This is a genomic window from Acinetobacter sp. CFCC 10889, assembly GCF_003268395.1.
Classification (GTDB): Bacteria; Pseudomonadota; Gammaproteobacteria; order Pseudomonadales; family Moraxellaceae; genus Acinetobacter.
Window position 1 is genome coordinate 43,039 of record NZ_LQXQ01000018.1, and the last position, 22,486, is coordinate 65,524.

Below are 22,486 nucleotides of genomic sequence, written 5' to 3' on the forward strand. Positions count from 1 at the left end.
GTTTAATAAAAATGGACAAACCCTGTTTCAATTTAAGATATTTATTTAACTAAGATTTTTTTGTAAGGTTTAAGGCAACTTCTATAAAAAGACTTTGGCTTCAATATGACAAACAAGGCTAGAAAAATAACCTTATCTAAATTTGCTCAGACAAAAGTTGTTCAACCTTCACATTTTGAAGCAACAGAAATAACCCTACGAACACAAACCAAATACCACATTGCGCATATAACACAAAACTCTTTTGAATATGATCCAATTTATGGAACACGAGAAACTAAGTCACCTGTTCAATTTAATTTATATCCTCTAGTTGTTGATAGTTATGGAGTACCTTGGGCTGAAGCTAATATTTACATCTTAGATAGAATAAAAAATAGTCTTAATGTAGTTATGGCAACCTATTCAAATATAGCTAGTGATTTAGTCGCATTTAGGCAATTTTTAGATGATACAAATGTGAATTGGGTTACTTTCGATAAAAACAAATTATATAGACCTACATATCGCTATAGAGCATATCTACGAACAATGATTGAAGCTGAAAAAATCAGCTTTTCCACTGCCCGTAGAAGAATGAGTACTGTAATCGCATTTTATCGTTGGTTAAAAAACGAAGGCTTACTGAAGCCTGAATTTCCTATGTGGAAAGAATCAGATCGTTTTATAGATTTAAAAAATGATTTTGGTTCAACTTTTACAAAAAAAATCAAGTCAACAGATGTCTCTATCAAAGTCACTAAATCAAATAATCCATATGCTGAAACCATTAATGATGGTGGACTACTTCGACCATTGTCCAAAGATGAGCAAATTCACTTACTAGAAGCCCTATCTGCATTAAAGAACACTGAAATGCTTTTAATCCATCTCTTAGGGTTGGCAAGTGGTGCACGAATTCAGACTATTCTCACTATGAGATTGCATCATGTATTTACAAATATGGAGGGTTCAGAATTAAAGGAAATCAGAATTCCAGCAGGACCTAGCACAGGCATTGATACAAAAAATGATAAGAAAATAGTTTTGCATATTCCTCTTTGGCTCTACCAAAAACTATATATCTATTCACAAAGTGAAAATGCTCAGGTACGAAGAAAAAAATCACTGTTGGGTGATTCAGATGATCAATATTTATTTTTAAGTAATCGCGGTACACCCTATTATCAGTCTAAAGCTGAGATTAAACACTTTCATGAAAATTTTGCACTTCATCATGCTAAGAATGGACAAACTGTGAGGCAATTTATAAATGATAAAGTAATTCCATATATTCAGAATCAATTGAACAATCCAAAATTTAAATATCGCTTTCATGATTTAAGAGCTACTTTTGGCATGAATCTAACAGATGAACAGCTAGAATATGTTGCTAGAGGACAAATAAGTCTTCACCAAGCTCGTGAATTTGTCAGAGTTAGAATGTGCCATGAATCCTCAGCAACGACAGACTTATATCTACAATACCGACAAAATTTAAAACATATTAGACAAGTGTCAGACTCATATAATGATCACCTATTTAAGATTGTTACCTCACTTGACTTGGATCAAAAATTATGAATTTAGAGCGAAGAATTATACAAGTCTATGATTTACCAATTCATTCTAATATTACAATTCTTCGCCCTGAACAAGTGGTGGTGAAATTTCCTCAGGGTAAGACCATTGATATAGGTGCATTGTGCTATTTAATTCGACAACCTACAGCCAAATCACACTTAGGTGTTAAAAGAATTTCAAATGAAGGAAGACTTGTACAGATAGATTCTGTGTATGAACCTCGCAAGGATGATGTACGCCGGCTTATAACTTTTATTTCAGAACATATTATCCATAGCGGAAAACGTATTGAAACTATTAGAGATATGATCTCACGTTCAGTAGCCTTTATATTTTGGGCTGATCAGAATAAATTTTATGATCTATTAAATAAAAAAGAAATAGCTAAACTAGCATTAATTCAGTACACCCAATATTTAAAAGAAAAAGTCTCAAGAAGCGAGATCACAATAAATAGTGCTTCAAGACAACAAAGTTCAGTTATTACATTCTTATGTGATTTTTTTGAAGATGATGAATTTGCCATTGGCGTGAACATAATTCGAATAAACCAAAAACTCAAGAAAAGCACACAACCTCCAAGTGAAGATTCACAAGCAAAAGTCTTATCATTGTGTGAAAATATTTTTGATGGAATAGTCTCTTTTATCCTTGAGCATAAACAATATCCACATGAACTCAACATGCCTACATATTTAAATTTCCCAAACAATAAGCTTTGGATTTTCCCTGCAGAATCATGGTTTATTCATCCTCTTAAATCATTAGACAAACGTAATACTTGTTTAGGTTATAACTACCAATTAGGAATATTAAACACAATTGAACAAATTGATAAATTAAGACTAAAACCCATTATAAATCAAAGAAACACTTACCATCTTTTAAAAAATGCAGAAAATAATTTAATTGCGGCTAATCAAAATTTTAGGCATAGCCAAAGAATACACATTGGAACTATTGCGCTGAATGCTTTTATTATCTTATTTACTGCACAAACAGGAATGAATTGGTCACAAATACTCAATTTGCAATGGGATAATGAATTTCATATATCTAGCACTCATCAATTATTCAGAACAATAAAATGGAGAGCTGCAGGTAAAGAGTGCAGTTTTGAAATACCTGTAGGATTTATGCCTAGATTCAAAAATTTCATTAGATTAAGGAATTATCTTTTAAATAATCAAAAGTTTGAATATTTGTTTTTTACTGCTGGTGAACGAGGTTTAGGCACCCCGAAACAGGTTAAATCATTTACTTTGCATGGTATTTATTCAGCAATTAAGCGAATTGATCCACTATTACCCACAGTTCAATCAAGAGAATGGCGTGCAGCAAAAAGTGATTGGCTTGTGCGAAATACTGACATTTCAACAACAGCACTAATTTTACAAAATACAGAAAAAACAGTTTTATCTTCTTATATTGCAGGTTCTGAAAGTGCACATTGGGAAGAAATGTCAGACTTTCTGCATAACATATCTAAAGTTATTCTTTCTCCTCATCACGATCAAAAGCAATTATTACAAAGTGCAATTGGTAAGTGCACCTCATTTGGAAACCCTGTTATTCCGCAGAAAAATGATTCAATAAATACACCTAACTGCGTTAATCCCGAAGGTTGCTTATTTTGTGAGAATTATAGAATACACGTAGATGAAACTGATATTCGAAAATTATTAAGTTGTAGGTATTGTATTGAAAAAACAGCTCATTTAATAGGAAGCTTGGAAGAACAAGATTTAATAACAAAACCAATTTTTGAAAGAATTAATTTAGTTATAGCCCATGTTAAAAAGAACGATGAACCCCTTGTAAACAAAATTATGTCTGAAATTGAAGAAGGGGAACTTGACATTTATTGGGCAAGAAAACTTGAAATGTTTATGGAGTTAGATTGGATAATATGACTATTTTAAATCTAGATGCAAAATTAACATTTCCTCCACATCATACACCACCTGATTCATTCAATATATTGAATGATAGTTTACCATCCGATGATTTTGTTGTAAGTAGATCACCCACAGGAGCTATAATTTCATTATTTGGAGACATTGTTTGGGACTTCACCATTTACCACCCCGATGGTAAGCCAAGTCCTTTATTATTCACCTATTGGGATCAAGGTGAGTTAACCCCTAAGAGACAGGAATTAATTAAAGAAATTAAACATATTTTCTTTATATTAATTTGGTTAAGAGATAAAAGCCCGTTAAGTTTGGGGACATTAAGAAATTATCTAACTATTACTCGTGATGTTGCAAAATTTGCAGAACGTAAACACACCGCGTTAAAAGAAGTTATCGGCAATAAGAAATTGTTTTTAGAATTCGTTCGATCTCAGAACTCAGGATGGTTTATAGAAACACTTTCATCGCTTTTATTATTATTAATTGCTAGTAGTTATCAAAATCTTGCAATTAAAATAATTGAACCTGAAGTAATAAGACAACTGCAAAAGCAGAACAAACAGTACAGAGCATCTTTAAATCAGCATGCCCCTATCCCTACTAGAATCTATTCTGAAATTTTAAAAAATTGGTTGTGTTATTTAGAAAATTGGGAAAAAGTATCAAATGAATTAATGCAATTAATTTTGAAATGTTATGAACATAAGCTAAGTTGTTCAGGTAAAAGAGCTTATTTTCACTCAAGTTTAGATAATGTATCTGAGCCATTAAAAAAATTCGTTAATGAACATACTGAACAATTCACAATAAAGCAAATATCTAGCTTAGTTACAGCAACACAGTGTATTTGTAAACTTGTAATTCAAGCCTTTTCTGGTATGCGAGACGAAGAGGCACAAACTATCCCTTATCAATGTGTTAAAGAGGTGATCTCGAACTCACAAAAACATTATTTGATAATTGGTAGAACAACTAAGTTAAACCAGGGAAATGCAAAAACCACCCAATGGATAACAAGTATTGAAGGATTAAAAGCCGTCAGAATTGCTCAAAAAATTGCTGATCATGTTTACCAAATTCTTGATGAACAAAGAATTCAAAAAAGCTCAGATATTTTTCAGTATCCCCTGTTTATCTCAGCGAGTTACTTTGGATTTTCAAGTAAACCTATTGAGTCAACAATTAAGCAATATCGCATTGGGACTCTATACAGTAAGCAAGTAGTTGATAAACTGATACCCAAAATTGAACTGGCTGATGTTGAAGAACTTGAACAAATTGACCCTCACAGGGCATGGCGATCAGAATCGAACTTTCAAATTGGACAAAATTGGTATTTTACAACTCATCAATTACGTCGTTCATTAGCACTTTATGCTCAAAGATCAGGTCTTGTATCTTTACCCTCTCTACGAAGGCAGTTACAACATATCACCAATGAAATGACCAGTTATTATGCTAAAGGTTCTACATTTGCAAAAAATCTAATAAATGACGATAAAAGCCATTTTGCAAATGAATGGCAACAAACCCAAGTAGAATCTAACTCATTGGGGTATATTTTTAACGTTTTAATGTCTAATACCCCTTTATATGGTGGTCATATACATTGGATGGAAAATACGCTTAAAAATGAAGAAGGAATGATAATATTTGACCGCAAGCAAACATTACAACGTTTCAAAAAAGGCGACATTTCCTATAAAGAAACAATCATGGGCGGCTGTACCAAAGTTGGAGCTTGTAATTTTACAGCTACTAATTGGCTTCAAATTAATTGCTTAAAAGATAATTGTAGACACTTAATTGTCAGCTTACCTAAGCTAGAAAAAGTCATTACAGCACAAGAAAAAATGATTAACTTTTTAGATATAACCTCGCTAGAATATCGAACTGAAGTATCACATTTACAAATACTTAAAGAAACAAAGTATAAAATTATTGAACTTAAGGGTGCAGAATAGAATGTCAGAAGCTCTTATTGAATATTTTGAAGCACTTGAAAGATTGAAAGTAAATAAGCCTATTCGTATAGAGATTGGAACTAAAATTTCTAATGATTCTGTAGCTTTAGAAGCTGGTCGTAGTAAAGGAGCTATCAAAAAATCTAGACTAATTTTTGCAGATTTAATTATAGCCATTGCCAGTGCGGCAAAAGAACAAAATTTAACGCCTCTTGATCAACGTAAGCTTTTAAAAATACAAGAGGAATTAAAAATTGTCCGTGAAGACTTAGAAAAAGCATTAGGAAGAGAAATCTCGTTACTTTATGAAAATTATCAACTTAAAAAACAACTCCACGCTTTAAATGGAGCCAACATCATACCAATCCGCCAATCCGATCATGATTAATTAGCTTCGAATAATAATATTAGGAATTTTTTCAAAAAAAATGTCGCGGGCAATATCACCTTGTTGCTCAATATTATATTGCTCAAAAAGTTTACCTTCTATCAATTTGTATTTATATGGATCATACATCTTAAAACTAAGATAATAAGCACTCTGTAAAACAAAGCCTTTCAATACTACATTCGTATGCTTTTGATATTGAAGTACATGGGTAAGCTCATGAATAAATACGCCTTGCATAGCAATTGAACATAGAGAATAGTCTTCAACAAAAATATCTTTACTCACAAATAAACTGCCATTTGGGGCCATTAATATGTCTTTAGGTTGCCAAGGCAAATAAGGAACATTAAAAATTTTTACTTCATCATAATCAATAAGATCACGGAAAACTCTTTTCGCAATATTGACTTCACCTTTTGTTAGTCCTCTATATTTAAACTCTTTTATTTTCAAAATTCTATATAAAAAAAACCACACTCTATAAATATTTTCTTTAAAAAAATTATTCATAACATTAAGTTAAAATTTAGCTTTTTTTAATTTTATATTATAGAAACTTTTTTGCAAATTTTAAGTGACTAGAAAAAATGTGGAAATAGATTCACTTAAGAATATATCAAGGTAAAAAAATTTTAGGATCAGTGTTGAGTACCTTAGCAATTTCATAAAGCTTTTTTATTGTGATATTCACTTCTCCTCTCTCAATTCGGCCTAAATAACTCCGATCAATACCGCACTGTAAAGCCAAACTTTCTTGACTTATTTTTTTTGACTCGCGATCTGAGCGTATTAATTGACCAATTGATACTGCTAATTCACTCATAAATAATCAATAGCTCAAAAAGTAGAACTATCAGATTTTGATGTTTATAAATCCACGGCTTATAATCCTCACTATGCGGATTTAGGATTTCCTTATGTCAAATCGTACACTACCTTTTTATTCCAGCTTTTTTAATACCTTTGAAAAGCATGTTATTGATAAATGGGAAGCAAAAGATTTCATCACTAACATCTTAGAAAGGCATCCGCATACTTCACGAAATAAACAAAAGGTATATCAAGGTATCAATGTATTAATCCAATGTGGTTATCTAAAAAGAACTGTAAATCCACGAAAAAAAAATACATTTCTTTACACTGAAACAGAAGAAATTCTTAATTATAGAAGTTCAAAGAGTCAAGAAAATATAGCAAAGGCATTAAATGAAAAAATGAATATAGTTCAAGAGCATATATTGAAGAAAAATATTGAGGTAGACTTTATCAATGGCTTAAAGGATGAATATCCAGATATTGCTAGTCAGCTCATAGCTGTTGAGCAAGAGCATAAGGATGGCTTATATGATTTAACAACACAGCAAAATGTTATAAAAAATCTCATGATACGTTTTAATATAATTTAAGAGTGATGGTAAAAATATATTTATCTAAAAATTTAAATGGACAGTTACTTAAAATATGAGTAACTGTCAGATCTTATTTGAACTGATACAAATCATTTCATAGTCGATAATTTCTTCACGACTTCCTCACCAACTTCACGTGGAGACTGCGGATTTTGTCCTGTAATAATACGATCATCAACTACCACAAATGATGTAAATGGTAAGAATCCTTCAGAATATTTAGCCCCTTTAGACTTCAACTGATCTTCAAGTGAAAACGGAACTTGTTTTTTCATACCAGAGAGCACTTCTTCACGATTTGAAAAACCTGTCACTTTACGATTTCCAATCAAAGGCTGTCCTTGCTCATCTTTCAATGCAAGTACCCCCGCTACACCATGACATACCGCAGACACTACGCCACCTTGACGATAAATTTGCTCAGCAAGCCCAGTCAATTCAGGATTATTTGGAAAATCCCACATTACACCATGACCACCTGTAAAATAAATCGCTTTATAATTAGAAGCTTTTACATCTGTTGGCTTCAATGTGCTATTTAAACGGCTCATAAAAGCAGGATCAGCCAAATGCGCACGAGCTTCTTTATCCATATAAATCCATTTTTGGCTACGCTCATCTAAAGGTACAGCACCGCCATTTGGACTGACAAAATCCATGTCATAACCCGCTTTACGTGCTACGTCATAAAAATGTGTGAGTTCTGTTACCCATAAACCAGTTGTATCTTTGCGTGTTGGATATTTGGAATGATTGGTCATCACCACCAAAATCTTACCTTTATTTTGAGCTGATATATTTGACATAACTGTACTCACATTATTGTCTGCAAAAGCCAATTGCATGGTTAATATTACTGCGAATATAACCAAGATTTGTTGAATAAAACGCTGTTGAATAAACCATACCTTTGACATAACACTGCTCTGTTAATGATTTCATTATAAGAATAAGCTTAAAGTTAGGTTCAAGGTCAAGTGTATTTTTTATTCTTTTTAATTAATTTCAAACATCCTTGTTTTACATATAAAAAATTTCTATCCTGACAATTGCTATGCTTGTCCATCGATATTATCTTTTTCAGGTTCAATCAAATAAATATTCATTAAACGCTGCGCATTTTCAGTACACGTCATATCATTTGGTTTATTTTGAATCGAATCGATCAGGGTTAATAAATTTTTCTTATTTGTCGCAAGCAACTTTTGCATCTGAATAATGTCTTTAACTTTTTCATTTAAGGTGTTGATCAATTTGTCATGATCCCAACGATCTACGCTGGAAGGCATCATCAATTTGATTTCTTCTAAGGTAAAACCCACCTGTTGAGCTTGTTTGATCAAAAGTAACTGCTGTAAATCATTTTTGCTGTATTTCCGATAGCCATTTGCTAGACGCAATGGTTTAGGCAACAACTTGATTTGTTCATAATAACGAATTGTTGGTGAATTTAGACCACTTAATTTTGAAAGTTCACTGATATTCATATAACGTACCTCACTACTTTAAAGTTTACTTTAATCTTATTCTGAATACATTTCAATCAAAATCCATAGAACTCGATCTGGCATACGACTTTATTCAAATGTATAAAATAAATTCAAAACACCCTATTGACCTTAAAGTTAACTTTAAACATAGCATAAGCTCAACGTTTAATCTGAGCACAAAATGATGTCCTCTTTATTCAACATAAAACAATCTTCTCAAATCCTCGTCATGAGCTTAGCTTTATCAAATTCAGCTTTTGCAACGGATTTAGTACCAACATTTCAGTTTGCAAGCAATTCACATTCTCCAAAGGGTACGGTTATGCAAAATAAAACCAATACAACAAGTACAAATATAGTCATTGCGGATGAACCAAAGACACAATATCCGAATGCCAAAGAATTTGTGGAAGTTGAATTTGGGCCCCATACAGCACTGGTGCCTAAAGAAGGTTTTTATGACCGCTTTCATATGCAACCCAATTTAGATGAAGTGGCTAAAGATCCTTTGGTGGGAAATGTAGACTTCTTTAGAAAAATACCGAAACAATTAGTGGAAACACGTGCAGGGAAAGTGTGGTCACCCAACTACTATTATAAAACCAGTAATGTTCAATTATTGATGCTTGCACCTTTGGACAAATTAAAAGCCAAATTGCCTGCTCAAATTGAACCACTTAGCCCAATTCATGGCTATGGTTTGGTTTCATTAACCTTTTTTGCATATGATATTTGTGATAATGATCCCTATGATGAAGTATCCGTTGCTGTCGTAGTGCGTCGTCCAAATGCAAAAGGATCAAATATATCTGAGTTGATGAGTTCTATTCGTAATCGTGACTATTATGGTTATGTGCTTGCCCTACCTGTAGATACTGAAATTGCACGTGTGCGTGGCGTTTATGGTTATAGTTTACCTAAATGGTTAACTGCGATTAATCTCAAAATAGATGATCAAATTCAAGCCCATCTCTATGATACCAACGGCAATATTGATATCAGTTTAACTGCGCCAACACCAAAACTAAAAACTGTAAAAAATGAATCTCGCCAAGAAAAGAAAACCATGCTTAATCAAGTAGATGGGACTTGGTATAGCTCTTACGTTCAAGCAAACAATCAAACTTTTGCGCAAAATTTTTCCCTAAACATGTGGAGTTAAAACGCAATGGTGGTCCAGTGAGCCAATTATTAGATCAATTGGGTGCAAAGAAAATCTTGCGGATGGATGTAATTAAAGACGCCCAATTGGCTTTACATATGCCAACGCCGATTGATGAATGGAATAAATAATTTCGGCTTTAAAAGCGTGATATATCTAGTCACGCTTTTAATTTTCATGTAAAAATCAAAAAAGTGTTTAGTGAACAGTTTTGATTAAGATAACCCAATTGCCCTAGTGACCCTCTGTAGTTTTTTTAATTCTAAAGAAGTCATCCAATTACCTTTTTCAGTTAATCTCTCCCATATGACGATATCCGATTGTACACTCGCTAATATCCATGCGTTTGGGCTATGATCTGTTTTCCTAATTACTTTAAATCCCATATGGATGGCTGCACAAATAAATGCGCCATTTGATACATATGTATCATCAAATCTATTTAAAGCACGTTGGTATTTTTCAACACTATGCTTTGTTCCATAACTGCCAATTCTGTAACGATTAACATTAATTTTCTTGAGATGCTGTAAATACAAACAACATCTTTGACATTCATCAAGAGCATTTTTTAATGATTCTCTATCCTTAATAAAGCTTTGGATATATTCATCTTTCGTGTTTTTAAAAGTAAATTTTTTATAAAAATATTCAGAATATGAATCCAAATGACCAAAACCATTATAATTTAAAAGAGGTTCTTGTAACATTACTCTTTCAATATCTTCTAAGGTTATTAAGTAATCTATATTTTGTTGAAGGTACGGTATTGCTAATGCCCATGGCTTATTAATTTCCTTTAAAGAAATCGAATCAAGAGCATCTATTTGATTACAAGCTTGTTTGGTTTTAACTAGTTCTTTCGCACGTTTTTTTTGCACGTTGAACAGATAATCAAGATGGAAAAACTAAATTTTGCATATCGTATGCCTTATAGTTTGCCATTTTTAGTGTGCAGCCCACATCACCCTTAATGGCGTACAATAAGGATATTCGAATCATTTTATAGAAAGATACATTATCACAGGGGGATATTTGCCAACTCAACTAAGTTTAAATTGAGTGGTGGACTGACTAGCATAGTATTGATGCCTAATTAAAATATTATTATTCTCTGTATAAGTCAATTTATTAACTCAAAATAAAATATATTCGTATAAAATCAAAGAGTGCCATTAAACACTCTTTGATTTTTTAAATATCATTTAAGTACTACTTTGCATAGCCTTACGATACTGCTTGGTTCGTTTCATCATTGCACATTGCTGTAAAATCAAAGCCCACAGTGGGGAAATTCGTGCATTTGTTGCTTTGCCTTGACTCAATTTTTTCAATTGATATTTTACTGTAGACATATTGGCAACTGATGCAAGTGCTTTGTTTTTCCATTGAATTGGCTTCAACTCTGGCGCATCGTTTTTACCCGATTTCCAAGCATTCGGTAAATCTGGTTCGAGTGCGAGAGCTGTACCAATTCCGACCATTTCCACACCGCTTGCAACTACATTTTCAGCCACTTCTTTACGTCGAATGCCTCCAGTAACCATGATCGGCATTTTGGCAATTTTGCGGATTTCAGTGGCAAATTCTAGGAAATATGCTTCACGTGCTAATGTTCTTCCATCACGTGCTTGACCTTGCATTGCAGGCGCTTCATAGCTCCCACCAGATAATTCAACCAAATCTACAGGTAGTTCATTGAGCATCTGAACGACTTGTTTCGCATCGTCTGCACTAAAACCGCCTCGTTGAAAATCCGCTGAGTTTAATTTGACTGCAACCGCAAATTGTTTAGATACAACTAAACGTACAGCTTTCACGATTTCAATCAAAAGACGTGCTCGATTTTCCAAAGAACCGCCCCATTGGTCTTTACGTTGATTACTCAATGGTGATAAAAATTGACTCAATAAATAACCATGTGCAGCATGGATTTCCACCCCTGTAAATCCCGCTTGTTCTGCAAGTTCAGCAGTATGTGCAAATCGATAAATAACTTCTTCAATCATCGCTTGTGTCATTTCGATTGGTGTATCAAACTTATCTGACATTTTACCCAAATCTAACGGAATAGCTGATGGAGCCCATGTTGCTTGCCCCAAATTTGATTGCATTTGGCGACCAGGGTGATTTATCTGCATCCAAAATTGTGCGCCTTTTGAACGTCCGATTTCCGCCCATTTTTTAAATGCTTCTAAATGTGAATCATTTTCTAAAACAACGCCGCCCGGTCCTGTCATCGCACGATAATCCACCATGACATTTCCTGTAATGATTAGACCGACACCACCGTCCGCCCATGACTGATAAAGCTTAAATAATGCGGATGATGGTGCATAATGTTGATCTGCCATATTTTCTTCCATCGCTGCTTTCGCAAGGCGATTTGGAATACTGATGCCGTTTGGTAGAGCCAATGTTTCGAAGATGTTCATAAGATAGACCTCATGGTTTATGAACATACGATATCCTTAAAGTAAACTTTAAGGTCAATACATCATCAAAAATATTTTTAAATAAAAAAAAGAGCAACTCATTGAGTTGCTCTTTTCATTGAAATATTCACGCATTAACTTTGAATAAATGCCAACAAATCAGGATTAATGACATCTGCATTGACAGTTAACATGCCATGTGAGTAGCCTGAATATACTTTTAAAGTCCCATTTTGAACCAATTCAGCAGATAACTTTCCTGAAATCTCAAAAGGTACAACTTGGTCATCATCACCATGCATAACCAATACTGGTACTGAAATCTTTTTCAAATCTTCAGTAAAGTCAGTTTGCGAAAATGCCACAATCCCATCGTAATGCGCTTTTGCGCCACCCATCATGCCCTGACGCCACCAGTTTTGAATGACAGGTTCTGATGGTTTTGCATTTGGACGGTTAAATCCATAGAAAGGACCTTCAGGCACTGCACGATAAAATTCAGCACGGTTGTTAAACAATTGATTTTGGAAATCATCAAAGACTGCTTTCGGTAAGCCATTTGGATTTTTTTCTGTTTTAACCATCAAAGGTGGCACAGAGCTTACCAATACAGCTTTTGACACATGGGCTTCACCATGTTTAGCAATATAATGCGCCACTTCACCACCCCCAGTTGAGTGACCAATATGTACCGCTTTATCAATGCCTAAATGTTTCACTACAGCAGCGACATCATCCGCATAATGATCCATATCGTGCCCATCCCACACTTGAGTTGAGCGACCATGACCACGACGATCATGTGCAACAACACGATATCCTTTGCCTAGAAAATATAATAATTGTGCATCCCAATCATCTGAACTGAGTGGCCAACCATGATGGAAGAATAATACTTCCGCATCACGTGGTCCCCAGTCTTTATAGAAAATTTCAACTCCATCATTTGTCGTAACGTAGCCCATGAGATGACTCCTTCATAATCATTTAGATGAATTGAACAAACTTTTAATTCTGTTCAGACATCATCCTAAGCTTAAAGTGTACTTTAAGGTCAATCGAATTGATCACATTATTTTTAAAATTTGTAAGGAGAGTATTCTTTGCGATGATTTGTTTATTGAATATCTCATTTTGTAAATCAGATACATAAAATAAACCATTTAAGATTAAACCTATAAATTAAACTAAAAACATCACTTGACATTAAAGTAAACTTTAAACTTATAGTTATTTTATCCAATACGCCCTATCAATTTTGAGCAAAATTTATTTTGGAGAAAAAAATGACTGATACAAAATTTGACCTTGTTGTATTTGGTGCAACAAGTTTTGTTGGGCAAATCCTCACCTCTTATTTAACAAAATATTTTGCTGATTCAAATGAAAAAATACGTTGGGCGATTGCAGGTCGCTCACAAAGCAAACTAGACCAACTAAAAAATTCACTTGGTGAAAATGCACAAGGGCTTGCAACCTTAATTGCTGATGTAAATGATAGCAATGCAATCAAAGCAATCTGTGAACAAACTCGTGTTGTTGTTTCAACCGTTGGCCCTTATGCGCTATATGGTGAACCAATGATCAAAGCTTGTGTAGAAACAGGTACTGATTATTGTGATCTAACAGGTGAAACACAATGGATCAAGAAAATGATTGATCGATATCAAGATCAAGCAGAACTATCAGGTGCACGAATCGTTCATTGTTGTGGTTTTGATTCTGTTCCATCAGATATGGGCGTTTTATTTTTACAACAACATGCTTTAAAACAACATGGCGTACCTGCGACTCAAGTCAAAATGCGTGTTAAAACCCTAAAAGGTGGTGCATCTGGCGGTACAGTTGCAAGTTTAATCAATGTGATTCAAGAAGCAGCGGCAGATCCGGCACTACGCAAAGCGTTGATCAATCCATATTTATTAGTACCTCAAAACAATAATGCTCAGGTGCGTCAACATTACGTAAAATCAGCAGAATTTGATCAAGATTTTAATGCTTGGATTGCTCCCTTTGTGATGTCGGCAATCAATGAACGTGTCGTACACCGTTCAAATGCACTGAATCATTATCTCTATGGTGATCAATTTAGCTATAACGAGGCCACGTTGATGGGACAAGGTTTACAAGGTCGCATGAAAGCGTATGGATTGGTTGCAGGACTTGGTGCATTCATGCTTAGTGCAGTCAGTAAGCCAATAAGCAAAGTCATGGAGCAATACATTCTTCCAAAATCAGGTGAAGGTCCTACGCCAGAACAGCAAAGAAATGGACGTTTTGACATACGCTTCTTAGGCAAAACAGAAAATGGGCAAACAATACAAGTCAAAGTCACAGGTGATCGAGATCCTGGTTATGGCTCTACGGGAAAAATGCTCGGTCAGGCAGCGTTGAGTTTAGTGCTAGATCATCAAAACCAGGGCGAAAAAACAGGACGGCAAGGCGGTTTTTGGACACCAGCAAGTATGTTTGATGAGCGTTTTATTCAACGTCTGCAAAAGCATGCGGGCATTGGTTTTGAAGTTCTTTAAGTCTTGAATATAAATGAATTTTGAGGTGTGCTATGAATACTGTTCAAAATATAGAAATTGAAAATGATAGGCAAAATCTATCTAATATCCTGAATGTTCAACGCCAAGCTTTTCTCAATCAAGACTTTCCAACTTTAAGGGAAAGAAAAGCCAAGCTTGCTCAATTAAAAACGGCGGTATTGAAATATCGTGGTCAACTGCAACAAGCAATTCATCATGATTTTGGTAATCGAGCATTCCAAGAAACCGATGTCATGGAGTTGGTGGGTGTCATACAGTCCATCGATTATTTATCTCGAAATTTAAAACGCTTTATGAAGCCTGAGCGTCGCCATGTCAGTTTATTTTATCGTTCTGCGAAGGCACATGTTGAGTATCAGCCTAAGGGGATTATTGGCATCATGGCACCATGGAATTATCCAGTGTCATTAACCCTCATTCCACTTGCAACCGCCCTTGCTGCGGGTAATAGAGCAATGCTTAAGCCTTCTGAACTAACACCACGTACCAGTGATGTTTTACAAAAAATGCTCCATGAGATATTTAACCCAGATGAAGTTACAGTAATTCTTGGTGGCCCTGAAGTTGGTGCTGAGTTTAGCCAACTTGCTTTTGATCATTTGTTTTTTACTGGGAGTACACCTGTTGGTCATAAAGTCATGGAAGCTGCAAGTAAAAACCTTGTCCCTATTACTTTAGAACTAGGTGGAAAAAGTCCTGTCATCGTTGCTCGTGGTCATGTGAATGCAAGAACTGTACAAAGCATTGCGTATGGAAAACTTTCCAATGGGGGGCAAACTTGTGTTGCACCAGATTATGCATTGATTCATGAAAATGATTTAGAACAATTTATTGAACAATATGATCAGATGGTGAAAGGATTTTATCCAGAAGGGCCAACCAGTAAAGACTATACCTCAATTGTGAATGAACGCCATTTTCAACGCCTAAACCATTTGTTAGAAGATGCAAAAAATAATAATGCTCAAGTCTTAGCTGTAGGTATCCATCCAGAATCTGCTCAAAATCGTGATCGAACTATTGCTCCAACCTTAGTGATTGGATCTAAAGATGATGATGCCATTATGCATGAAGAAATTTTCGGTCCAATTTTACCAATTCGAACCTATCGGAATTTGGATGAAACCATTGAATATATCAACGCTCGACCACGCCCACTTGCGCTGTATTACTTTGGTGAAAAAGATGCAGACTGTGAAAAAGTCTTAAAACGCACCACATCAGGCAATGTCGGTATTAACAATACCATCATTCATGTGGCACAAGATGACCTTCCTTTTGGCGGCGTTGGTGCAAGCGGGATGGGTGCATATCATGGTATCGAAGGTTTTCGCTCAATGAGCCATGCCAAAGGTGTTTATGATCAAGGTCGCTTCAACTTCCCAAGCTTACTTCATGCACCATTTGGAAAATTCATGGTTCTAGCACTCCGTTTTACGCTAGGTCCAAAACCATAATCGTAAATTTAATAATTATATAGAGAGATTAATAATGAAAAGTATCGTTTTTAATGGTGCTGGTGGTCCTGAAGTTATTGAGGTTGTAGACAGACCAGTGCCTGAAATCACCAAAGATGATGTCTTAATAGAAGTTGTTGCAGCAGGAATTAATGGTCCAGATGTCATGCAACGACAAGGACTATATGCTCCACCTCAAGGTGTCACTGATATACCAGGTTTAGAAGTTTCTGGATTCGTAAAACAAGTCGGTCAAGCTGTTACTAAATTTAAAGTGGGTGACCAAGTTTGCGCATTGGTACAAGGCGGAGGCTATGCAGAATATGTCGTTGCCCATCAAGATAATGTACTTTTTGTTCCTAAGGGATTAAGTTTGACTGAAGCTGGTGTTCTGCTAGAAACATTCATGACAGTTTGGTCACACCTATTTCAGCATGCAAAATTCCGTCCCAATAGTTCAATTCTAATCCACGGTGGAACTTCAGGAATCGGCACAACTGCAACTATGCTGACACATGCATTTGGTGCGGCCAAAATCTTTACTACGGTGTCTAGTCCTGAGCATCAACAAGCAAGTTTGCAATTGGGTGCGGATGTTGCCATCAATTATAAGACTGATGATTTTGTAGAGGTTGTCAAACAACATACAGATGGTCAAGGTGTCGATTTTGTTTTAGATATTATTGCGGGAGATTATATCCAACGCAATTATGATGTTGCAGCCATGAATGGAACAATTTTACAAATTGGTGTTATGAAAGGTCTAGCTCAAAATGTGAATATCTTTCCAATGTTAGCAAAACGTTTGACGCATACTGGAGCGACTCTGCGTTCGCAATCTCATGCTGAGAAGGCCGAAGTTATGAAAGCATTACAAGAACAAGTGTGGCCGTTAATTGCACAAGGGAAAATCAAACCACTCTTGTATAAAACATTTGCCTTTGAGGATGCACGATCTGCACATGAATTGCTTTCAAAGGGAGAACATGTAGGTAAGATAGCTCTTATTGTGAAATAATATTACAACCTAGATCTTATGCTAAATACCACCATTAAAGTTAGAGTGGCATTTATTTAGCGGAGCATATTCATATCAAACTACCAATTTGTAACTAAATATAACAAAGATGAAAATTTAATGTCCATTTTTCCAAAAGAATAATGGACTATTCAAAAAAAATTTAAACCCATAAAGTATTGATATCTCAATGTCCATTTTTTTCAACTTGTAAGTGAGATGTCACATATTTATCAATATCAGCACAGCGTCAATGTGTTGCTCAAAGGCGCTATTTTGCAAATCGCATTGTATGCAAGTTATGGTAAATATAATCCTTATCACTACACATTAGTGCCCAATAAAGACTATCATGACTACAATATTGAACAGCAAGGTGATATTGCCAAAGATATTTTCTTAAAAAAAATACATAATATTATTTTAGATTCAGCACAGCTGTCGCAAAAGTAATAGATGATTGATTTATAAATTATATCTTTCTCCTATTTCATACATGAATCACACAAAAATAAATCATCAAAATTCTTCATTTTCTGTTGAAAATCCTGTTAAATTTAACAAGATGATAGATAAGTTTTTGACAATCTTTTTAAATCTCTAGCATCTGGCTTTATTTTAGTTAAAATAGCGACAGTCTGTAGTTTTTGCCATGCAAGAAATAAAGATTTTTTATCATGAAAATGATTTTTTATTTTGTGCCTTTTGGCAGTGTTTTTAAATGTTAAATTACACACAGTTGAATAACTATATAGATATAAATCAACTCGTTGTGTGCTTACTACCCTATAGGAATAGGACAAGGTTTAAATGAAAAGTTTTAAAGTTGCTCTCGCACAATTCTCTCCACATATCGGTAATATCGAAGCAAATGTTCAAAAGATGATTGAACAAGCCAATCAAGCAAAAAAACAAAATGCCAATATTATCGTTTTCCCAGAACTTGCAACCATTGGCTACCCTGCTGAAGATTTATTGCTTCGCCCAAGCGTGAATAAACGTACTGCTCAAGCTTTTGAGCAATTACAAGCAGTTAAAGATATTGTAATGGTCTTTGGTTTTGTCAATGCAACCGAAGATGGTCAACGTTACAACTCTGCTGCTGTAATGAAAGATGGACAAATTCTGGGGATTTACAACAAACAAAATCTGCCAAATTATAGCGTTTTTGATGAAAAACGTTATTTCAACGAAGGGCATCAACACCTTGTTTTTGAATACTTAGGTCATAAATTTGGCGTATTGATCTGTGAAGATGTTTGGTCGCTGAATACCGTACAACAACTTGCACAACTGAATGTAGAAAGTGTTTTAGTTTTAAATGCTTCACCATATGAAGTTGGTAAACCACAACACCGTATTGCAACTTTGCAAGAACTAGCAAAACAAATCAATATTCATCTAATCTATGCCAATCAAGTCGGTGGTCAAGATGATTTGATTTTTGATGGTTCAAGTTTTGTGATTAACAATACAGGTGTTGTTGCTCTACGTGCTGAAAGCTATAAAGAACAACTTTATGTTGTTGATTATGAAGTCGAAAATAAAGCCTATAAAGCAGTAGAAACAGCACCTGCTTTAGACACAATGGCTGAAATCTATCAAGCCTTAGTGATGTCTACACGTGATTATGTTGAACGTTCAGGCTTTCCTGGCGTGATTTTAGGTCTTTCCGGCGGAATCGACTCTGCATTAACTTTAGCCATTGCAGTTGATGCGATTGGTGCTGACAAAGTGCAAGCAGTAATGATGCCTTATACCTATACGTCACAAATCAGTGTAGAAGATGCTGCAGAACAAGCAAAACGTATGGGCGTGACTTTCGGCATTGCAGAAATTCACCCGATTGTAAATAGCTTTATGCAAACGCTTTACCCATTTTTTGGCAACTCACCTGCCGATGCAACTGAAGAAAATCTTCAAGCACGTGCACGTGGCACATTACTTATGGGCTTGTCGAATAAGTTTGGTAACTTAGTGCTTTCTACAGGAAATAAATCTGAATTAGCTGTTGGTTATTGTACCCTTTATGGTGACATGGTCGGTGGTTTTGCTGTTCTAAAAGATGTATATAAAACCATCGTGTTTGAACTTGCAAAATATCGCAATAGTCTAAGTGAAACTGCAGTCATTCCTGAACGAGTCATCACACGCCCACCTTCAGCAGAACTTCGTCCAGATCAAAAAGACCAAGACTCTTTACCTGCATACGATGTATTAGATGCAATCTTGTATGCTTATATCGAAGAAGATCAAAGCCAAGATGACATCATTGCCAAAGGTTTTGACAAAGAAGTTGTCGAAAAAGTCATTAAACTCGTTGATCGTAATGAATATAAACGCCGCCAAGGTGCAATTGGACCACGCATTACTTCACGTGCTTTTAGCCGTGACGTCGCTATCCAATCGTAAATGGCTGGAAAGCAGGTAACTGATCTCATGCCTGTGTTAAAGCTTTCAGCAAGTTTTAGCCAAGATTTTGCTCAAGCACTTTTGCTTGAGCAAGTCCGTTTTATTAAACAAAAACTACAAGACCCTACAGACCAAAAGTATTTACAAGATTTTATTCAAAAAGTTTATCATCATGCTGAACAGATCACTTTAAAAGATGTGATTCAACGTCAGTCACTACATGAAGTTGTACAAAAATACGCTTTTGAACTCAATCTTGGCGCAGATATCTTAGAATTCATTGGTTTTAGCGCACAAAAAATTCACCAAACTGCAACCACAAGTGCAGCTCAATTTGATAATTTTTTAACAGATGAACAGTTTGAATTATGGCTATATAAATTTTTAGAATTACAACAGTTACGCCAATATTTACAAGAAAATTTGCAAGAAAACTCACAGATTAAACAGGTGAGTTTACAACTTGCCAATCAAATTTTGGAAAATAACACCCCTTGGTTAGATTATTTCCGTAAACTTAATGTTCGCAATCAAAGCATTCGTGGCAAAGTATTAAATTATTTACAAGACCAACAGCACTTGATTGAGCTTAAATTAGAACAACAGCTTGCTACGGCGATCCGTTATCAAATCGGCAATATTATTTTATTACCCAATGAAGAGTTGGCAGAAATAGCGTTACAGCTGTGGTCTGAAATAAAAACTAAAACCTTGCAAGAAACATTTTCACAGTTTGAATCTATCGACTTTGAAGAGTTTTTTATTTTGGCGTATGAAACATGGAAACATTTACGTCAAACACCCAATATGCAAAAAATTATTCTCAATATCGTGGATGCTTTTTATGAATATTTTAGTGAATATTCATTACAAGAGCTGTTACATGCCGTAAGCTTAAATCAAGCAGATTTGTTTAATGAAGCACAACGTTTTGCACCCTTTTGCCTTGCTGCCTTAGATGAAAATGAAATCCTAGATGACATCATCGGTGCATTGATTGCACCGTTTTATCTAGATGAAAACACCCAAAAATTTATTGAAAATTATATTAACCAACATCTTAATCAAACGTAATTCCATTTGATAATATACATTATTTTTTTAATTTTTCTTCCACACAAAAAAAGAGACCATGCGGTGAGCATGGTCTATAAAAATGGTGGCTATGACGGGACTTGAACCTGTGACCCCCGCATTATGAGTGCGGTGCTCTAACCAACTGAGCTACATAGCCTTAAACTGTGTGCGCATTATGTAAATTTTTTAATGTATCGTCAAGCTCTCCATTGCACTAACGCTCATACTTTAAACAACTAAAAAACAAATGTTTAAAATTAATACATTTTTATTGTAATTATCAGACAAAATAAAGAGCTTCCTTTTGGTTAAATACGATGAATATTAAAATTTTAGCACTCAGCGCCTTGATTCCGATTTTGTCTGCCTGTCAGCTTATTAGCCCTATTTTTGTAGACTACAATGGTGTGCGAATGGATATTGCTCAATGGATCAATCAACAAAGCTTACTCACGATGCAACAGAAACGTAGCTTAGCTCAATTCAGTAAAGCACAGCAAAAATTGGTTAATATAGAGAAAATTCAGGACGAGCAAAAATTTGAAATCGCAAAAGAAAATAGTATTGCGTTACATTGCGCACAACAGCATGTGAGCCTAGACAAAATTCAGCAACTACAGCAACAGATTTTTGGCAAAGATGATCAAATGCGTATTTTAAACGTATATGATCAACAATTTCCAAAAATTAAATTGGATGCGCAAAAGATTCAATGTGAATAAAATAAATTGAATAGCAATTTGACAAAAAATTATTGTTAAATCGTCTGATCAAAAACACCAGATAAAAAAAGACCATGTTTTTGGAAACATGGTCTATAAAAATGGTGGCTATGACGGGACTTGAACCTGTGACCCCCGCATTATGAGTGCGGTGCTCTAACCAACTGAGCTACATAGCCTAAAACTGTGGGCGCATTATCTGTTGTTCTGATAAATACGTCAAGCACTAATTTTAAAAATTTGTTTGAAGTGAGCCGATAAGCCGGGTTCTGTCGTGAACGATCATTCCTCTAGGCGTACAATCACTCATACGCTCCAGCGACCTACCCGAATCCAGCACGGGCCGTGCCTCAGGATTCCTATTTGGTCTTGCTTCTGGTGGGGTTTACCTTGCCGTGAACTGTTACCAGACACGCGGTGCGCTCTTACCGCACCCTTTCACCCTTACCATCTCTCTTGGTTTCCTCGAAAGGAAATTGCAAAGATGGCGGTCTACTCTCTGCTGCACTTGCCGTCGGCTTTCGCCGCCCAGGCGTTACCTGGCACCCTGCCCTATGAAGCCCGGACTTTCCTCCCCTGCTTCAATCACGGAGATCTCCACAGCAGCGATCGTCTGGCTCACTTCAAGGGCCGCATGTTAGCAAATTTTTATGCTAATTGCTCGAACTTTTTTGAGCAATCAGTTTTTTATACTTGTCCATCAGTTGCTCTTGGCTCTCCACATGATCAGGATCGTTTGGAATACAATCGACTGGACAAAATAATGCACACTGTGGCTGATCATGATGCCCAACACATTCGGTACACAAATCAGGATGAATTTCATAGATGACTTCACCCATAAAAATCGCCTCATTAGGACAAACAGGCTCACACACATCACAGTTGATGCATTCATCAGTAATAATTAATGACACG

At 35.3% G+C, this 22,486-nt stretch carries 18 protein-coding genes, 2 tRNA genes, 1 other RNA gene and 3 pseudogenes; 13 read left to right on the forward strand and 11 right to left on the reverse strand.

The window, feature by feature from the left end; genetic code table 11:
- Nucleotides 1-105: 105 nt before the first annotated feature.
- From AVJ19_RS08725 to AVJ19_RS08740, 4 genes are read left to right on the forward strand one after another with little or no spacing between them, the layout of a single operon-like run.
- Nucleotides 106-1,563 carry a site-specific integrase gene (locus AVJ19_RS08725; RefSeq protein ID WP_111859354.1) on the forward strand — a complete coding sequence of 486 codons (1,458 nt, stop codon included), beginning with the start codon at nt 106-108 and terminating at the stop codon, nt 1,561-1,563.
- Nucleotides 1,560-3,476 carry a hypothetical protein gene (locus tag AVJ19_RS08730; protein ID WP_111859355.1) on the forward strand — a complete coding sequence of 639 codons (1,917 nt, stop codon included), beginning with the start codon at nt 1,560-1,562 and terminating at the stop codon, nt 3,474-3,476. Before AVJ19_RS08725 ends, AVJ19_RS08730 begins: the two co-directional genes overlap by 4 nt.
- Nucleotides 3,473-5,443 carry an integrase gene (locus tag AVJ19_RS08735; RefSeq protein ID WP_228203334.1) on the forward strand — a complete coding sequence of 657 codons (1,971 nt, stop codon included), beginning with the start codon at nt 3,473-3,475 and terminating at the stop codon, nt 5,441-5,443. The genes AVJ19_RS08730 and AVJ19_RS08735 overlap by 4 nt, the downstream gene beginning before the upstream one ends.
- A gap of 1 nt (nt 5,444) precedes the next feature.
- Nucleotides 5,445-5,831 (forward strand): hypothetical protein, encoded by a 387-nt coding sequence (locus AVJ19_RS08740; RefSeq protein ID WP_111859356.1) that lies wholly within the window; start codon nt 5,445-5,447, stop codon nt 5,829-5,831.
- Here AVJ19_RS08740 and AVJ19_RS08745 read toward each other — a convergent pair whose 3' ends face one another.
- The gene (locus AVJ19_RS08745; protein WP_111859357.1) at nt 5,832-6,344 is read right to left on the reverse strand and encodes a hypothetical protein; all 513 of its coding nucleotides are present in this window, start codon (nt 6,342-6,344) and stop codon (nt 5,832-5,834) included.
- A 106-nt stretch (nt 6,345-6,450) separates the two neighbouring features.
- Nucleotides 6,451-6,657, reverse strand: coding sequence for a helix-turn-helix domain-containing protein (locus AVJ19_RS08750; RefSeq protein ID WP_111859358.1), 207 nt, complete (start codon nt 6,655-6,657; stop codon nt 6,451-6,453).
- 94 nt (nt 6,658-6,751) lie between these two features.
- On the opposite strand from AVJ19_RS08750, the gene AVJ19_RS08755 reads away from it, so the two are divergent.
- Entirely contained in the window at nt 6,752-7,240 is a 489-nt protein-coding gene (locus AVJ19_RS08755) for a hypothetical protein (protein WP_111859359.1), read from the forward strand.
- Nucleotides 7,241-7,332: 92 nt separating this feature from the next.
- On the opposite strand, the gene AVJ19_RS08760 is transcribed toward AVJ19_RS08755, so the two are convergent.
- Both AVJ19_RS08760 and AVJ19_RS08765 read right to left on the reverse strand, forming a co-directional pair.
- Nucleotides 7,333-8,160 carry a type 1 glutamine amidotransferase domain-containing protein gene (locus AVJ19_RS08760; protein ID WP_111859360.1) on the reverse strand — a complete coding sequence of 276 codons (828 nt, stop codon included), beginning with the start codon at nt 8,158-8,160 and terminating at the stop codon, nt 7,333-7,335.
- Nucleotides 8,161-8,295: 135 nt separating this feature from the next.
- Nucleotides 8,296-8,730: a MerR family transcriptional regulator gene (locus tag AVJ19_RS08765; protein ID WP_111859361.1), complete on the reverse strand. Its 435-nt coding sequence runs from the start codon at nt 8,728-8,730 to the stop codon at nt 8,296-8,298.
- Between the two features lie 187 nt (nt 8,731-8,917).
- Between AVJ19_RS08765 and AVJ19_RS08770 the strand changes: the two are divergent.
- Nucleotides 8,918-10,026 (forward strand): annotated as a pseudogene (locus AVJ19_RS08770) (acetoacetate decarboxylase).
- An 84-nt stretch (nt 10,027-10,110) separates the two neighbouring features.
- On the opposite strand, the gene AVJ19_RS08775 reads toward AVJ19_RS08770, so the two are convergent.
- From AVJ19_RS08775 to AVJ19_RS08785, 3 genes are all read right to left on the reverse strand, one after another.
- The gene (locus AVJ19_RS08775; protein ID WP_228203332.1) at nt 10,111-10,776 is read right to left on the reverse strand and encodes a hypothetical protein; all 666 of its coding nucleotides are present in this window, start codon (nt 10,774-10,776) and stop codon (nt 10,111-10,113) included.
- 324 nt (nt 10,777-11,100) lie between these two features.
- Nucleotides 11,101-12,330 (reverse strand): NADH:flavin oxidoreductase/NADH oxidase family protein, encoded by a 1,230-nt coding sequence (locus AVJ19_RS08780; protein ID WP_111859362.1) that lies wholly within the window; start codon nt 12,328-12,330, stop codon nt 11,101-11,103.
- Between the two features lie 134 nt (nt 12,331-12,464).
- The gene (locus AVJ19_RS08785; protein ID WP_111859363.1) at nt 12,465-13,295 is read right to left on the reverse strand and encodes an alpha/beta fold hydrolase; all 831 of its coding nucleotides are present in this window, start codon (nt 13,293-13,295) and stop codon (nt 12,465-12,467) included.
- A gap of 321 nt (nt 13,296-13,616) precedes the next feature.
- Here AVJ19_RS08785 and AVJ19_RS08790 point away from each other — a divergent pair, with 321 nt between their 5' ends.
- The 6 genes and pseudogenes from AVJ19_RS08790 to AVJ19_RS08815 all read left to right on the forward strand — a co-directional run bounded on the left by AVJ19_RS08790 (nt 13,617) and on the right by AVJ19_RS08815 (nt 20,843).
- Nucleotides 13,617-14,861 carry a saccharopine dehydrogenase family protein gene (locus tag AVJ19_RS08790; protein ID WP_111859364.1) on the forward strand — a complete coding sequence of 415 codons (1,245 nt, stop codon included), beginning with the start codon at nt 13,617-13,619 and terminating at the stop codon, nt 14,859-14,861.
- A gap of 32 nt (nt 14,862-14,893) precedes the next feature.
- Complete coding sequence (locus AVJ19_RS08795; RefSeq protein WP_111859365.1) at nt 14,894-16,339, forward strand: coniferyl aldehyde dehydrogenase; 1,446 nt, start codon at nt 14,894-14,896, stop codon at nt 16,337-16,339.
- A 34-nt stretch (nt 16,340-16,373) separates the two neighbouring features.
- On the forward strand, nt 16,374-17,357 hold the full coding sequence (locus AVJ19_RS08800; RefSeq protein ID WP_111859366.1) for an NAD(P)H-quinone oxidoreductase: 984 nt from the start codon (nt 16,374-16,376) through the stop codon (nt 17,355-17,357).
- A 210-nt stretch (nt 17,358-17,567) separates the two neighbouring features.
- Nucleotides 17,568-17,810 (forward strand): annotated as a pseudogene (locus tag AVJ19_RS08805) (hypothetical protein); the annotation flags it as partial.
- A gap of 357 nt (nt 17,811-18,167) precedes the next feature.
- Nucleotides 18,168-19,792 (forward strand): annotated as a pseudogene (locus AVJ19_RS08810) (NAD+ synthase).
- Entirely contained in the window at nt 19,770-20,843 is a 1,074-nt protein-coding gene (locus AVJ19_RS08815) for a hypothetical protein (protein ID WP_228203333.1), read from the forward strand. Before AVJ19_RS08810 ends, AVJ19_RS08815 begins: the two are co-directional and overlap by 23 nt.
- Nucleotides 20,844-20,926: 83 nt before the next feature.
- On the opposite strand, the gene AVJ19_RS08820 is transcribed toward AVJ19_RS08815, so the two are convergent.
- Nucleotides 20,927-21,003: transfer RNA gene (locus AVJ19_RS08820), tRNA-Met, on the reverse strand.
- 160 nt (nt 21,004-21,163) lie between these two features.
- Here AVJ19_RS08820 and AVJ19_RS08825 point away from each other — a divergent pair.
- A complete protein-coding gene (locus AVJ19_RS08825) occupies nt 21,164-21,568 on the forward strand; it encodes a hypothetical protein (RefSeq protein ID WP_111859367.1) in 405 nt (134 codons plus the stop codon).
- Between the two features lie 102 nt (nt 21,569-21,670).
- Here AVJ19_RS08825 and AVJ19_RS08830 read toward each other — a convergent pair.
- The 3 genes from AVJ19_RS08830 to AVJ19_RS08840 form a co-directional block, all read right to left on the reverse strand.
- A tRNA-Met gene (locus AVJ19_RS08830) sits at nt 21,671-21,747 on the reverse strand.
- Nucleotides 21,748-21,810: 63 nt separating this feature from the next.
- Nucleotides 21,811-22,193, reverse strand: an RNA gene (gene rnpB, locus AVJ19_RS08835) — RNase P RNA component class A.
- Between the two features lie 28 nt (nt 22,194-22,221).
- Nucleotides 22,222-22,485 carry a YfhL family 4Fe-4S dicluster ferredoxin gene (locus AVJ19_RS08840; protein ID WP_111859368.1) on the reverse strand — a complete coding sequence of 88 codons (264 nt, stop codon included), beginning with the start codon at nt 22,483-22,485 and terminating at the stop codon, nt 22,222-22,224.
- Nucleotide 22,486 lies beyond the last annotated feature (1 nt).

Excerpts from the sequence above, each read along its gene's own strand:
- AVJ19_RS08795 (WP_111859365.1), top strand. The coding sequence starts at position 14,894 with ATGAATACTGTTCAAAATATAGAAATTGAAAATGATAGGCAAAATCTA.
- AVJ19_RS08760 (WP_111859360.1), bottom strand. The coding sequence starts at position 8,160 with ATGTCAAAGGTATGGTTTATTCAACAGCGTTTTATTCAACAAATCTTG.
- AVJ19_RS08725 (WP_111859354.1), top strand. The coding sequence starts at position 106 with ATGACAAACAAGGCTAGAAAAATAACCTTATCTAAATTTGCTCAGACA.
- AVJ19_RS08730 (WP_111859355.1), top strand. The coding sequence starts at position 1,560 with ATGAATTTAGAGCGAAGAATTATACAAGTCTATGATTTACCAATTCAT.
- AVJ19_RS08735 (WP_228203334.1), top strand. The coding sequence starts at position 3,473 with ATGACTATTTTAAATCTAGATGCAAAATTAACATTTCCTCCACATCAT.
- AVJ19_RS08740 (WP_111859356.1), top strand. The coding sequence starts at position 5,445 with ATGTCAGAAGCTCTTATTGAATATTTTGAAGCACTTGAAAGATTGAAA.
- AVJ19_RS08790 (WP_111859364.1), top strand. The coding sequence starts at position 13,617 with ATGACTGATACAAAATTTGACCTTGTTGTATTTGGTGCAACAAGTTTT.
- AVJ19_RS08750 (WP_111859358.1), bottom strand. The coding sequence starts at position 6,657 with ATGAGTGAATTAGCAGTATCAATTGGTCAATTAATACGCTCAGATCGC.
- AVJ19_RS08785 (WP_111859363.1), bottom strand. The coding sequence starts at position 13,295 with ATGGGCTACGTTACGACAAATGATGGAGTTGAAATTTTCTATAAAGAC.
- AVJ19_RS08800 (WP_111859366.1), top strand. The coding sequence starts at position 16,374 with ATGAAAAGTATCGTTTTTAATGGTGCTGGTGGTCCTGAAGTTATTGAG.
- AVJ19_RS08815 (WP_228203333.1), top strand. The coding sequence starts at position 19,770 with ATGGCTGGAAAGCAGGTAACTGATCTCATGCCTGTGTTAAAGCTTTCA.
- AVJ19_RS08780 (WP_111859362.1), bottom strand. The coding sequence starts at position 12,330 with ATGAACATCTTCGAAACATTGGCTCTACCAAACGGCATCAGTATTCCA.
- AVJ19_RS08825 (WP_111859367.1), top strand. The coding sequence starts at position 21,164 with ATGAATATTAAAATTTTAGCACTCAGCGCCTTGATTCCGATTTTGTCT.
- AVJ19_RS08745 (WP_111859357.1), bottom strand. The coding sequence starts at position 6,344 with ATGAATAATTTTTTTAAAGAAAATATTTATAGAGTGTGGTTTTTTTTA.
- AVJ19_RS08765 (WP_111859361.1), bottom strand. The coding sequence starts at position 8,730 with ATGAATATCAGTGAACTTTCAAAATTAAGTGGTCTAAATTCACCAACA.
- AVJ19_RS08755 (WP_111859359.1), top strand. The coding sequence starts at position 6,752 with ATGTCAAATCGTACACTACCTTTTTATTCCAGCTTTTTTAATACCTTT.